The following is a 13,310-nucleotide window of genomic DNA, read 5'->3' as shown; positions in this document are numbered from 1 at the left end:
CGATAGGGAGGATAAGGTCTATGCGATTTCGAGATAAAGGCCTCAAACGGGGCGAAAACAGCGAAAACTGCGGGTAAATCCCTACGAGACGCGAGCGAGCGCCCGCGTCCCGGAGGACCTTACTCCGCCGCCTGTTCCTTCAATTGATTGCGCCGGTATTCCCCTTGCCGCGTCAGCATCCAGCCGGGATATTCCGCAGGCAACTGGCTCACTTCATCCAGCGCGGCGAGCTCGTCCTCGTTGAGCCTGACCTTCGTCGCGCCGATGTTGTCATCGAGCTGCTCGACGCGCTTCGCCCCGACGATCACGCTCGACACCGCCTTCTGATGCAGCAGCCAGGCAAGCGCGATCTGCGCGACCGAGACGCCCTTGGCTTCGGCCATGTGCCGCATCACGTCGACGCAGTCGTACGCGCGCTCGACATTGACCGGCGGAAAATCGAACTTCGTGCGGCGGCTGCCTTCCTCTTTTGCGCCCTCGCGCGTGTACTTGCCCGACAGCAGCCCGCCCGCGAGCGGACTCCACACCATCAGCCCGACATTCTCGCTCTTCAGCAGCGGCACGATCTCGCGCTCCAGATCGCGGCCAGCGATCGTGTAATACGCCTGCAGCGACTCGAAGCGCGCGAGCCCGAGCCGCTCGGAAATGCCGAGCGCCTTCATGATCTGCCACGCCGCCCAGTTCGACACGCCGATGTAGCGCACATGCCCGTGCTGGACGAGATTGTCGAGCGCGCGCAGCGTTTCCTCGATCGGCGTCGCGGGATCGAAGCCGTGAATCTGGTACAGGTCGACGTGATCGAGCTGCAGGCGCTTCAGGCTCGCCTTCACGCCATCGATGATGTGATAGCGCGACGCGCCGCGCGAGTTCGCGGTTTTGGTGCCGGTCTCGCCGAGAATCTTCGTCGCGACGACGACGTTCTCGCGCGGCACCTTCAGATTTCTGAGCGCCTGGCCCGTGATGATTTCCGACTGGCCGTCGGCGTAGACGTCGGCGGTGTCGATGAAGTTGATGCCCGCATCGAGCGAGCGGCCGATCAGCGTGTCCGCGTCCGTCTGCTGCAACTGGCCGATGTTGTCCCAGATTCCGCCGGTCCCGCCGCCGCCGAAGGTCATCGTGCCCAAGCACAGTTCGGAGACGAAAAGACCGGTATTGCCGAATTTCCTGTAGCGCATGGTTGCTCCCGAGTGACTGGAAAGGCGCGGCATCGCACGACCCATGCGAGACGATCCGCGCCGGCAATGCAGTATCGTTCCGGCGCGCGCCCGGTTCATAGCCTGATCCTGTTCAATCCTTGCCTGTTCCTGCAAACGCGGAGGGCGGTCGCGAGCAATCCCGCGCCCGCGCGAGTAAGCTAGGCGGACTCCTCCTTCATCTCGAAATCAGTCAGCCATGGCTCTGAACGACACGCCCGGTCTCGCCGGAAAAGACAGTCACGACCAGCCACAGGAGGTGCGCCACGGCGACGCGCCCGATGCCGCGCTGGATCAGGCGCGCCTCGATCTCGTCGCGCTGCTGGACCGTTTCACCGACGGTTGCGAGGGCTCGGTCGAAACGCCGGTGCCGGGACTCTTCCTGCATCGCATCATGAATCCGGGCGGGCCGAAGCACGGCATCCAGACGCCGGCGCTCGCGCTGATCGCGCAAGGCAGCAAGCGTCTCATGGTCGGCGACGAGGTCTATATCTACGATCCGATGCACTATCTGGTGTCGTCGGTGGATCTGCCGGTGTGCGGGCAGGTGTCGGTGGCGAGCGAGTCGGAGCCGTATCTCGGCTTGCGGCTCGATCTCGACGTCGAGGAAATCACCTCGCTGATCCAGGACGAAAGCCTGCCGCCCGCGACGCAGGCCGACGCCTCGCGCGGCCTCTACGTGAACCGTCTCGGCAACGCGATGCTCGACGCCGTGCTGCGCCTGCTGCGGCTCGTCGACACGCCCGAGGACGTGCCGATCCTCGCGCCGCTCGTGAAGCGCGAGATTCTCTATCGCCTGCTGATGAACGGCTCCGGCGCGCGGCTGCGGCAGATCGCGCTGCAGGACAGCCAGACGCAGCGCATCGCGAAGGCGATTCAACTGCTGCGCCAGCATTTCGATCAGCCGCTGCGCGTGGAGGACATCGCCCGCGACGTGCACATGAGCGTGTCGTCGCTGCATCATCATTTCAAGGCCGTCACCGCGATGAGCCCGCTGCAGTATCAGAAGCAGCTGCGTCTTCAGGAGGCGCGCCGTCTGATGATGCTCGATATCGTCGATGCCGCCACCGCCGCGCATCGCGTGGGCTATGAGAGCGCGTCCCAGTTCAGCCGCGAGTACAGCCGGCTCTTCGGCGCGCCGCCGCTGCGCGACACGCGGCGCTGGCGCGATGCGACCGCGGCCGCGGCAGGCGTCTGAGCGCCGGTTTCACCGTCCCGCCGACGAAATTTCGATGAACCTCTGGCAACGCGCGCGCGAATGGTCTTGAATGGATTGCCGGGCCGCGATGCGACGGCGCTGCCGCATCGACTTATTTCATCGTCCGCGGAATAGTGCAGCGCTTCCGAACGTTCTACGGATACTTCTACAACAAGGAAAGATGAAATGAAGAAGCGCATCCAGATGTTCGCCGCTGCCGCAACGGTCGCCACCGCTTTTGCCTCCATCGCTTCATCCGCCCATGCTGCGGCGCCGAAGGAGGCGAACGGCATGTTCGTCGATGAAAAAGGCATGACGCTCTACACGTTCGACAAGGACACGAAGGGCGGGCCGAGCGCCTGCACCGGCGGCTGCGCGCAGGCGTGGCCCGCCGCGATGGCGGGCGCCTCCGACCAGCCGAGCGGCAAGTGGACCATGGAAGCCGCCGACGGCGGCAAGCAATGGGCCTACGACGGCAAGCGCGTCTATCGCTTCGCGAAGGACACGAAGCCCGGCGACAAGAACGGGGACAACTTCCGCGACGTCTGGCACGTCGCGAAGCCCTGAGCGCTTCGGTAACGCCGGAGCAATCTTTCGCAAGGCGGCGGGTTCGCGGAATAAAACCATGAGCCTGCCGGTCTATGAGTCAATGGGAAACGATCATGAAACGAGCGATCGGAGTGACGGTGCTCCTGGTCGCGCTCGGCCTCGCGCTGGGCGCGGCGGGCTGTGCGAGCGGCACGCAGAGCGCGCCGAATTCCTCGGGCGCGCCGAGCGGGACGTCCGGCGGAGGAAGCTACTGATGGCGCAATCCACGACCACCGCCTGCGGCGTTCGGGGCATCCCGACGGGCGCACGGCCTTGAGCTTCGAGAGCGATCTTCTCGCGCATCTGCCGCAGTTGCGCCGCTATGCGCGCGGGCTGACGGGCGATCGCGCGTGGGCCGACGATCTCGTGCAGGACGCGACCGAGCGCGCGCTCAATCGCGCCAAATCGTTTCAGGCGGGCACGAACCTGCGCGCGTGGCTGTTCACGATCATGCGCAATCTGTACATCGATCAGTTGCGCGGGCGCCGCGATATCGCGGTCGATGACGAAACCGCGCCCTGGCGGCACATGGCCGCGCCGCGCGGCGAAGTCGACGGTCTCGTGCTGCGCGACGTGCAGCGCGCGCTCTATTGCCTGCCGGTCGAGCAGCGTGAGGTGATGCTGCTCGTGTGTGTCGAGGAAATGAGTTATCAGGAGGCATCCGTGGTATTGAACGTGCCGACCGGAACCGTGATGTCGCGCTTGTCGAGAGCGCGGGAGCACATGCGGGTTCTGCTCGGCGAGGAACCGGGCCGCAAGGCATCGCCGTCGTCGCTGAAAGTGGTGAGCCGCTCATGACGAATCAAGACCGTCCTACCGAAGGCGGCGACCATATGGGGCCGCCGAAGCCCGATCGCGATCTGCAGGCGCTGTCCGCCTTCATCGACGACGAGCTGACCGGCGACGAGCGCGACGCCGTAGCCGCGCGCATCGCCAGCGATCCCGCGAGCGAGGCGACCGTCGCCGCGTATCGCGCGCAGGACAATGCGCTGCGCGCGCTCTTCGCGGATCAGCGCGAGCCGCAGGTTGTCCGGTTGCGGCCGCCCGCGCGCGAGCGTTATCTGATCGCGGCGTGCTTTCTCGTCGTGGGTGTTGCGTGCGGATTCCTGATGCACATGCTGCTGCCCGAGTTCGGCGAAAGGCCGCGCTTCGCGGAGCGCGCGGATATCGCCTACGCGGTGTATGCGCCCGAACAGCGGCATGCGGTGGAAGTGGCGGCGTCGCAGCAGGATCATCTCGTCACGTGGCTGTCGAAGCGGCTGAATCGCGCGGTGACGATTCCCTCGCTGGCCGAGTACGGGTTCCAGCTCGTCGGCGGACGGCTGTTGCCGGACGAGGAGGGGCCCGCCGCGCAGTTCATGTATCAGAACGCGGCCGGCGAACGCCTCACGCTCTACATGACGACCGCGACGATCCGGCGCAACGACAGCAAGATCAGAACGCTCAAGGACGGGCAGCGCACGACGTTCTATTGGGCGTGGGACCGCGTCGGCTATGCGCTCTCCGGGCAGATCGGCGAGGCGAAGCTGCAGGCGATCGCCTATGACACGTGCAAGGAACTCGGCGGCGATCCCAAGAGCTGGTGAGCGGCCGATCAGAAAAAAGCCGCAGCGGATCGCTCCGCTGCGGCTTTTTCATGCCTCATGGGATCAGTAGTAACGATGCGCGGGCGGCGCGACGTGATGATGACGCTCCCACTCCTTGCGTTCCCAGTAGCGATGGCCATCCCAGTAGCGATCGCCATGCCAGCCCACGCTCACGTGATGCGGTGCGTAGTGATGCACGTCGGCGGAAGCGACGTTGGCGAGTCCCATGCCCAGCGCGGCGGCGAGGGTGGCGATCAGCAGGCTCTTCTTCGTCTTGTTCATGATGTTGACTCCTTGTTCGTATGCTTGCGGTCCAAACCGCGATTCACGTGGTAGCAGTTATGCCGAAATCCGGTGAGTGATTCAGCACCGGTTCAGTCGCGGTAATAACCGTGGTGATGGTGATATCCGCCACCGTCCGGCACGACGATGCAGCCCGATAGCGCGCTGCTCAGCAACACGCCCAACGCTGCAAGGATCGCTAGTTTCTTCATGGTTTTCTCCGTGTGAATCAATGGAGACCAATGTAGCGGTTCGCAAAATGACAAGCCGTGTTCGTTTGTAAGCAAACGTGTAACCTGAAATATTTTCGAGCGGCGCCCGTAAGGGTCCGGCGCGGCGCATCGGATGCGTTGCACGCGGCCCTGCGACACGTTATCCTGAACTACGATTTATATTGTCGGAGTGGATATGTCCCACATCAGCACGGGCGTCGAGTACGCGCTGCACTGCATGCTCTATCTGGCGGAACCGCCGCACGGCGTGCGCGAGGCGAGCGTACGCGATCTCGCGGAATTGCAGGGCGTGCCGGCGGAATACGTCGCCAAGCTCTTCACGAAGCTGCACAAGGCGGGCCTCGTCGTCGCGACGGAAGGCGCGCGCGGGGGCTTCGCGCTCGCGCGGCCGTCGCGGGAAATCAGCGTGCTCGATGTCGTCGACGCGATCGACGGCGACAAGCCGCTCTTCGATTGCAGGGAGATTCGCGCGCGCTGCGCGGTGTTCGGCGAGGACGCGCCGCCCTGGGCGACGAGCGGCGTGTGCGCCGTGCACGCGGTGATGAAGAACGCCGAGAAGCGCATGCGCGAGGCGCTGGCGGCGGATCGGCTATCGGATCTCGCAGGCCGGGTTCACGCGAAGGCGCCGCGCACGTTCGGGCCGCAGGTCGTCAAATGGCTGGACGAGCGCACCAGCCAGCGCCGCGCGGCGAAGAACTAAAGGAACTCAGCGCACGATCTTCGGCTTCATGTTCGGCGTGAGCGAGACGCCGACCACATGACCGTCGCGGACGCCGCAGCGGCTGTCCACGCGCGTCCATTGCGCCGTGCCGCGCGCCTTCGCGAACGCGCGCATCACGATGACCTTGTCGACCGGAATCGGGTTGCCGACACTGAAGATCGGAGTATCGTCGTCGATCTTCGCGGACAGCACGCGCCGGTCGGGCACGATGAGCGTGTCGTACTTCGGCGCGTTTTCCACCCAGCGGTCGAATGCGGCGACGCATTGCGCGACGGCATCGGGCACATGGAGTTTGGCGAGATACGAATAATCCTCGGGCAGGTCCGGCGCTTCCTGTGCCGCGACGAGCTGAAACATCGACGCCGACAGCGCGAGCGCGAACAAGGCGGGAGCAAGAATGGGCTTCATGCGATGGGCGATGAAAAAGGGGCGTTCGGGATGGTCGGGCAGAGCGCGGATCGCCGGGGCACGGATCGCGTGAATGGCGCTGTGAGTGCGGTGCGCGCGCCTGCGCAGGAATGGCGCGGAGTATACCGTGTGACGTTTTGTGACGTCGAGCAATTCGCGCATGTCGAATGCTGATCGAAAGCATTGCGCGGCGCGATGTATCCTTCGAAGCAGACGAACACACGAAAGAGGTGCGCGATGAAAGCGGTGCGATGGTCGCAACAGGAAGGCCCGGGGCTCGAGCATCTCGTCTTGAACGAGGCGCCCGATGGCATCGTGATCGAGAGCGCGGTCGTGGGCGAGGATGAAGCGCATGCTTTCGGCCTCGTGTATCGGATCGAATGCGATGCGCGCTGGCAGGTCACGCGTCTCGCCTTGAAGCTCGCGGGCGGCGCGACGCTCGATCTGCATCGCAGAGGCGGCAACAACGGCGACGCGCACGCATGGACCGACGCGCACGGCGATCCGCAGGACGCGCTGCGCGGCTGCATCGACGTGGACATCACCGCGACGCCTTTCACCAACACGCTGCCGATCCGGCGCCTGCAACTGGAGCGCGGCGAGCGGCGCGTGATCCGCGTCGTCTACGTGCGCGTGCCGGAGCTTTCCGTGAGCGCGGTCGAGCAGGCGTACACGTGCATCGAGCCGAATCATCGCTATCGTTACGAAGGGCTGGATACGGGCTTCACGGCGGACATCACCGTCGATGAAAGCGGGCTCGTGCTCGACTATCCGGGGCTCTTCAAACGCATCGCGTGAGCAACGGCGATAATACGCAGACTCTCGCTCCAACGAATTCCACGATGACCGACACCACTTCCCCCCGTCTCACGAGCCTGTCCCACGGCGGCGGCTGCGGCTGCAAGATCGCGCCCGGCGTGCTCGCCGATCTGCTCAAGCGCGCGACGCCATTGCCCGCGTTCCCGAATCTCCTCGTGGGCAACGACACCGCCGACGACGCCGCCGTCTACAAGCTCAACGACGAGCAGGCGATCGTCGCGACCACCGATTTCTTCATGCCCATCGTCGACGATCCGTTCGACTTCGGCCGCATCGCCGCGACCAACGCGCTGTCCGATGTCTACGCGATGGGCGGCAAGCCGATTCTCGCGCTCGCGCTCGTCGGCATGCCGATCAACGTATTGCCGCATGAAGTGATCGCGCAAGTGCTGAAGGGCGGCGAAGCGGTGTGCGCCGAAGCGGGCATTCCGGTCGCGGGCGGCCATTCGATCGATTCCGTCGAGCCGATCTACGGGCTCGCGGCGCTCGGCATCGTGCATCCGTCGCGCGTGAAGCGCAACGCGGCCGCGCGCGCGGGCGACGTGCTCGTGCTCGGCAAGCCGCTCGGCGTCGGCGTGCTGTCGGCGGCGCTGAAGAAAGACAAGCTCGACGCCGCCGGCTACCGGGCGATGATCGATGCGACGACCAAGCTCAATCGCCCGGGCGCGGAGCTCGCGCAGCTCGACGGCGTGCACGCGCTGACGGACGTGACCGGCTTCGGCCTGCTCGGCCATACGCTGGAACTCGCACGCGGCGCGCAACTCACGGCGCGCATCCGTTATGCGGACCTGCCGTGGCTGCCGCAGGTGCGCGAGTTTGTCGGCGCGGGCATCTACACGGGCGCGTCGGGCCGCAACTGGGCGGCCTATGGCCACGACATCACGTTGAACGTTGACGGCAAGGAAAACGATGAGGCCCGCGCCTTGCTTACCGATCCGCAGACGTCGGGCGGCCTGCTCGTATCGTGCGCGCCCGAAGCGGTGAACGACGTGCTCGCGATCTTCCGCGCCGACGGCTTCGACGAAGCGGCGGTGATCGGCGAGATGGTGGACGGCCCGAGCCGCGTCGACGTGTCCTGATCCGATATAAAAAGGCATGAAGGAAGAATCTCCGAAAGCCATCTTCTACGCGCTCGCCGCGAATTTCGGCATCGCCGTCTGCAAGTTCGGGGCGGCGGCCTTCACCGGCTCGGGCGCGATGTTCGCCGAAGCCATCCATTCCACCGCCGATTGCGGCAACCAGTTGCTGCTGCTCTTCGGCCTGAAGCGCGCGCAGAAGCCCGCGAACGCGCTGCATCCGTTGGGCTCGGGGCGCGAGATCTATTTCTATGCGCTGATCGTCGCGCTGCTGCTGTTCTTCGTCGGCGGGGCGTTCTCGGTGTATGAAGGCGCGCATCGGCTGCTCCATCACGAGCCCTTGTCGAATCCGATCGTCGCGCTCGTGATTCTCGGCGTCTCCGTCGTGCTCGAAGCGTTCTCGCTCGCGGGCGCTTTACGCGAAATCCGCAAGGGCGCGCCGGACAAGACCTTGTGGCGATGGTTCCGCGAAACGCGCGAATCGGAGTTGCTCGTCGTCGCGGGCGAGGATGTCGCGGCGCTGCTCGGTCTCGCGATCGCGTTCGCCGCCGTGCTCCTGACCATGCTCACCGGCAATCCGGCGTATGACGCGGCGGGGTCGATCGGCGTCGGCGTGCTGCTGATGGTGATCGCGTATCTGGTGGCGCGCGAAGTGAAGTCGATGATCGTCGGCGAATCCGCGAGCCCCGAAGTGCGCAAGGCGATCGACGCGCACTTGCGCACGCGTCCCGAGATCACGCGCATCATCAGCCTCATCACGCTGCAATGGGGCAAACACGTGGTCGTCGCGGTCCAGGCCGAGATGATCGACTACGCCAGCGGCCGCGCGATGATCGATGCGATCAATATCATCGAGGAAGACCTGCAGCGTGCGTTTCCGCAAGTGCGCTGGGTATTCTTCGAGCCCGACATCGCCCGCGATCGCGGCGAACCCGCGATGCTGTAGGCTCGATTCGCGCCAATTCATGGCGGGGCAGGAGCGCCGCGTGCTAACGACCTGAGGGTCGTCCGGGGCCGCTTCTGCCGCGCTGGCGGCATCGCGTTAACATACGTCGTGCGCGTCGTCCGCATCGAGTCCCTGAAATTTCGTGATCTTCATCCGACCCATGCGCAAATTGCTCCTGGCAGTGCTGCTCGTCGCCGTGTCGAGCCTTCTTCCGATCTTTTCGCAGTCCTCCTTCGCCGCAGCCGCTCCCGCGCAGCACGCGTCGCAGCCGGCCGTCGCGCTGACGCCGCAGCAGGCGCGCGATGCGCTCGCGGTGCTCAACGATCCCGCGCGCCGCTCGCAGGTCGCGGATACGCTGCGCGCCATCGCGGCGGCGGGCGCGCTCGCCGCGCCCGCGAGTGCGCCGCAGGCTGCGTCGTCGTCGGCGGCGGCGCCCGCATCGGGCGCATCCGGCGTGCTCGCGCATTCATTGACCGCGAACGGTCTCGCTTCGCAGATATCCCGGCAGGCGGGCCACTGGCTCGTGCAGTTCGGCGGGGGCATGCGGCGCGCGGCGGCGACGCTGCTCGATTTCGGCTCCGTGATCTCGTGGTGGCGCGACCGCACGTCGAGCGCGGACGGGCGCGCGCTCATCGGTCATGTCGCGTGGACCGTGCTGGCGTCGCTGCTGCCCGCGCTGCTGCTCGAATTCCTGTGCTCGCGCTTCCTGAAGAAGCCGCGCGCGAAAATCGCGGCGCGCGGCATCGCCGATGCCGAGGAGCAGGATCCGAACCTCGTGCGCCAACAGCACGCCGCCGAGCGCGCGGAAGACGCCGCGGCGCGAAGCGGCGACGAAACCGCGATGCATCTCGCGGAGCGCAAGGCCGACGACGCGCGCGGACAACGACATGCGGCGCGTCACTGGACGCTGTTGCAGCGCCTGCCGAGCGCGCTGCTCTACGGCTTCCTCGCGCTGGTTCCGCTCGTCGTCTTCATCGGCGTGGTGACGCTGCTGATGTCGGTCTTCATCAACGACGACACGCCCGAAGCGCGCGTCGCGGGCTCGCTCATCGACGTCTATCTGGTATGCCGCGCGATCGTGATCGTGAGCGGCTTCTTCGTCGCGCCGCGCGCGCCCGGCCTGCGCCTCATCCAGATGCGCGATGTCTACGCGGTGTACACGCATCGCTGGGTGCGGCGCATCGTGAGCGTCGCGGGCGCGGGCCTCGCGCTCGCCAATGCCGCCGAGCCGCTGGGTTTATCGGGCGACGCCCATATCGCCATTACGAAGGGCGTCCTGCTGATCGTGCATCTGATGATCGCGTTCGTGATCTTCGAATGCCGCAGACCCGTAGCCGAACGCATTCGCGCGCGCGCGCGGGCGAACCGCTCCGTCAAGCTCTTCGGCAACTGGCTCGCCGATATCTGGGCGGGCGTCGCGATCTTCTTCGTGATCGCGCTGTGGTTCGTGTGGGCGCTCGACGTGCAGAACGGCTATCGCACGCTGTTCCATCTCGGCGGCCTGTCGCTGCTCGTGCTCGTCGGCACGCGCGTGCTGGCGATCGTCGCGTTCGGCGCGCTCGGCCGCGTGTTCCATCAGGACGACGAGGACGATCTCGCAAACGAATCGATCGCGCGACGGCGTGCGTATCGCTATTACCCGGCGTTGCGGCGCATCGTGCAGGCGCTGATCTCGGTCGTGACGGTCGTCGCGCTGCTGGAAGTGTGGGGCGTCAACATCGTGCATTTCTTCACGTCGGGCGGCGTCGGCAACCGGCTCGCGTCGGCGCTCGTCACGATCGTGATCGCGGCCGTGTTCGCCGTGCTCGTGTGGGAAGCGGCGAACATCGTCGTCGAGCGGCGGCTCGAGCAGTGGACCGCGAGCGGCGAACGCCTGCGTGCCGCGCGTCTGCGCACGCTGTTGCCGATGATGCGCACCGGCCTCTTCATCGTGATCGCGATGGTCGTCGTCCTGACGGGGCTTTCGGAGCTCGGCGTGAACACGGCGCCCTTGCTCGCGAGCGCGAGCATCTTCGGCGTGGCGCTCGGCTTCGGCTCGCAAAAGCTCGTGCAGGATCTCATCACCGGCATCTTCCTGCTGATGGAAAACGCGATGCAGGTGGGCGACTGGGTGACGCTCGCCGGGGTGTCGGGGACAGTCGAATATCTGTCGATCCGCACGGTGCGTCTGCGCGGCGGCGACGGCTCGCTCTACACCGTGCCGTTCAGCTCGGTGTCGACGGTGAACAACACGAATCGCGGCATCGGCAACGCGGCGGTGCGCGTGTCGATCGCGCTCGGCCAGGATGTCGATCTCGCGATCTCGACGCTGAAGGAGATCGGCACGGCGCTGCGTGAAGACGAGGCGTTCCGCGACGGCATCCTGTCCGATTTCAGCTTCTGGGGCGTCGATGCCGTCGACGGCTCGACCGTCACGCTCGCCGGTCAGATCCAATGCCGCGACAGCGCGCGCTGGCCGGTGCAGCGCGAGTTCAACCGGCGCATTCTCAACGAGTTCACGGCGCGCGGCATCGAGATTGCGAATCCGCAGCGCAACTTCGTGATCGTGAATGGCGGGGGCCAGGAAGGCGGTCAGGATTCCGTTGCCGATGCGGAGGAGGCCGGCGCGGATCAGCGCGGCGAGCCGTCGAAGGCCGCGCAGCATCCGACGAGCGAAGCCGCGGGTCCGGCGAACGCCGCATCGAATGCGCCGCCGCCGCGGGCCTCGCAGAGCGGCACGTGATCCTATAATCGTTCGGCCCGATCGCGCCCCCCGAGGGCGCGATTTTCTTTCGAGGGTCGAACTTTTACGAGGATCACGCCTGCCATGAAAGCCGCCGCATCGGAACCGAAGAAGACCACGAAGCAGTTCCGCCGCGCGATCGTCGCGATGGCGTTCGCGGCGAGCCTCGCGGGATGCGCCTCCGCCCCGCGTTCATCCGACGCCGCCAACGGCTCGCGCGAAGTCAAGGTCATGATCGTCACGATGTTCGCGCCCGAAGGCAAGGTCTGGCTCGACAGGCTCGGGCCGTGGGACGCGATCGAGGTGCCGGGATTGTCGCCGGATTATCCGGCCGTGCATTGCAATCGCGACGATGTGTGCGTCGTCACGACGGGCATGGGACACACCAACGCCGCCGCGTCGATGATGGCGCTCGCATTCTCCGACCGCTTCGACTTGCGCCGCGCGTATTTTCTGATCGCCGGCATCGCGGGCATCGATCCGGCGCAGGGGACGGTCGGTTCGACGGCGTGGGCGAAGTATCTCGTCGATTTCGGCCCGCAATGGGAACTCGACGCGCGCGAGAAGCCTGCGAGCTGGCCGAGCGGGTTCACCGGCATCAACACGAAACGGCCGGACGAGAAACCGCCGCTCGACTATCGCACCGAATTGTTCGCGCTCGACGCGACGCTCGCCGACACCGCGTACGCGCTGTCGCGCAACGTCACGCTCGCCGACAGCGACGAGGCCAAAGCCGCGCGCGCGAAGTTCGATTACGCGCCGGCGAACCGGCCGCCCGGCGTGATCCAGTGCGACACGCTCGCCGGCGATACATGGTGGTCGGGCAAGTACATCGGCGAGCGGGCGCGCGCCTGGACGCGTCTACTGACCGATGGCCGCGGCGTCTATTGCACGACGCAGCAGGAAGACAACGCGACCTACGAGGCGCTCAGGCGCGCGGCGAGCGTCGGGCGAGCGGATGTGTCCCGCGTGGCCGTGCTGCGCGCCGGCTCGGACTTCGATCGCCCTTATCCGGGGCAGAGCGCCGTCGACAATCTGCTGAATTACGCGGCGCAGGGCGGCTTTGCGCCCGCTATCGAAAATCTGTATCGAACGGGCCATCCGTTCGTGCAGACGGTTGTTACACATTGGGATGCGTGGCGCACGGGCGTCCCGAAAAGGTAACGCGCCACGTTACAAATCGGGGTAACAAAAGCCGTTTCACGCGTGTAACAAGCTGAAGGTAATTATTACCTCTCTCAACGGTCATCGGTACGGCCCGATTATCAGGCTGTTTTCCTGCTATTTTCATCGGATGAATCATCTCGAAAATAGCTGTTCTGAGTGTCAACCGAATCGCAAAACCCCCGTTATTACTGGCGTCGAACGATTTATCCGATCAAAAACGAAACCGCGCCAGATGGACCTCGCAAACGTATGACAAATACGAAGCGAGCGCGAAACCAAGGTAAATTCGACTGACCGAAAAAATTACCGATCGAAAGTGTTGTTTGCAACAAAATATTATTGAGATGCCCTTGCTTTCGATTCGGAGCGTA

General features: G+C 65.4%; 14 protein-coding genes. 11 read left to right on the top strand and 3 right to left on the bottom strand.

Annotation, left to right across the window (positions count from 1 at the left end; translation table 11 throughout):
- Window positions 1-119 precede the first annotated feature (119 nt).
- On the bottom strand, window positions 120-1,175 hold the full coding sequence (locus tag AWB78_RS10555; protein WP_062604516.1) for an aldo/keto reductase: 1,056 nt from the start codon (window positions 1,173-1,175) through the stop codon (window positions 120-122).
- Window positions 1,176-1,392: 217 nt separating this feature from the next.
- Here AWB78_RS10555 and AWB78_RS10550 point away from each other — a divergent pair, with 217 nt between their 5' ends.
- The 5 genes from AWB78_RS10550 (at window position 1,393) to AWB78_RS10535 (ending at window position 4,565) form a co-directional block, all read left to right on the top strand.
- Entirely contained in the window at window positions 1,393-2,391 is a 999-nt protein-coding gene (locus AWB78_RS10550; protein WP_198399247.1) for an AraC family transcriptional regulator, read from the top strand.
- 186 nt (window positions 2,392-2,577) lie between these two features.
- Window positions 2,578-2,958: a COG4315 family predicted lipoprotein gene (locus tag AWB78_RS10545; RefSeq protein WP_062604515.1), complete on the top strand. Its 381-nt coding sequence runs from the start codon at window positions 2,578-2,580 to the stop codon at window positions 2,956-2,958.
- Window positions 2,959-3,053: 95 nt separating this feature from the next.
- Window positions 3,054-3,194 carry a hypothetical protein gene (locus AWB78_RS46420; protein WP_157697453.1) on the top strand — a complete coding sequence of 47 codons (141 nt, stop codon included), beginning with the start codon at window positions 3,054-3,056 and terminating at the stop codon, window positions 3,192-3,194.
- Between the two features lie 58 nt (window positions 3,195-3,252).
- The gene (locus AWB78_RS10540) at window positions 3,253-3,777 is read left to right on the top strand and encodes an RNA polymerase sigma factor (protein WP_062604514.1); all 525 of its coding nucleotides are present in this window, start codon (window positions 3,253-3,255) and stop codon (window positions 3,775-3,777) included.
- Entirely contained in the window at window positions 3,774-4,565 is a 792-nt protein-coding gene (locus AWB78_RS10535; protein ID WP_082883281.1) for an anti-sigma factor family protein, read from the top strand. The genes AWB78_RS10540 and AWB78_RS10535 overlap by 4 nt, the downstream gene beginning before the upstream one ends.
- A 63-nt stretch (window positions 4,566-4,628) precedes the next feature.
- Here AWB78_RS10535 and AWB78_RS10530 read toward each other — a convergent pair whose 3' ends face one another.
- On the bottom strand, window positions 4,629-4,847 hold the full coding sequence (locus AWB78_RS10530; protein ID WP_062604513.1) for a hypothetical protein: 219 nt from the start codon (window positions 4,845-4,847) through the stop codon (window positions 4,629-4,631).
- A 408-nt stretch (window positions 4,848-5,255) separates the two neighbouring features.
- On the opposite strand from AWB78_RS10530, the gene AWB78_RS10525 reads away from it, so the two are divergent.
- On the top strand, window positions 5,256-5,780 hold the full coding sequence (locus AWB78_RS10525) for an RrF2 family transcriptional regulator (RefSeq protein ID WP_062604512.1): 525 nt from the start codon (window positions 5,256-5,258) through the stop codon (window positions 5,778-5,780).
- A 6-nt stretch (window positions 5,781-5,786) separates the two neighbouring features.
- On the opposite strand, the gene AWB78_RS10520 is transcribed toward AWB78_RS10525, so the two are convergent.
- Entirely contained in the window at window positions 5,787-6,209 is a 423-nt protein-coding gene (locus tag AWB78_RS10520) for a BspC domain-containing protein (protein WP_062604511.1), read from the bottom strand.
- 237 nt (window positions 6,210-6,446) lie between these two features.
- Here AWB78_RS10520 and AWB78_RS10515 point away from each other — a divergent pair, with 237 nt between their 5' ends.
- The 5 genes from AWB78_RS10515 to AWB78_RS10495 all read left to right on the top strand — a co-directional run bounded on the left by AWB78_RS10515 (window position 6,447) and on the right by AWB78_RS10495 (window position 12,936).
- Complete coding sequence (locus AWB78_RS10515) at window positions 6,447-7,007, top strand: putative glycolipid-binding domain-containing protein (RefSeq protein WP_062604620.1); 561 nt, start codon at window positions 6,447-6,449, stop codon at window positions 7,005-7,007.
- A gap of 44 nt (window positions 7,008-7,051) precedes the next feature.
- Window positions 7,052-8,107 (top strand): selenide, water dikinase SelD, encoded by a 1,056-nt coding sequence (selD, locus tag AWB78_RS10510; RefSeq protein WP_062604510.1) that lies wholly within the window; start codon window positions 7,052-7,054, stop codon window positions 8,105-8,107.
- Between the two features lie 16 nt (window positions 8,108-8,123).
- Entirely contained in the window at window positions 8,124-9,050 is a 927-nt protein-coding gene (locus tag AWB78_RS10505; RefSeq protein ID WP_062604509.1) for a cation diffusion facilitator family transporter, read from the top strand.
- A 160-nt stretch (window positions 9,051-9,210) separates the two neighbouring features.
- Window positions 9,211-11,772 (top strand): mechanosensitive ion channel family protein, encoded by a 2,562-nt coding sequence (locus AWB78_RS10500; RefSeq protein ID WP_062604508.1) that lies wholly within the window; start codon window positions 9,211-9,213, stop codon window positions 11,770-11,772.
- 84 nt (window positions 11,773-11,856) lie between these two features.
- The gene (locus AWB78_RS10495; RefSeq protein WP_062604507.1) at window positions 11,857-12,936 is read left to right on the top strand and encodes a purine-nucleoside phosphorylase; all 1,080 of its coding nucleotides are present in this window, start codon (window positions 11,857-11,859) and stop codon (window positions 12,934-12,936) included.
- The last annotated feature ends 374 nt before the right edge of the window (window positions 12,937-13,310 follow it).

Source organism: Caballeronia calidae (assembly GCF_900044055.2).
Lineage (GTDB): Bacteria > Pseudomonadota > Gammaproteobacteria > Burkholderiales > Burkholderiaceae > Caballeronia > Caballeronia calidae.
This window is presented reverse-complemented; position numbering and strand designations above follow the sequence as displayed.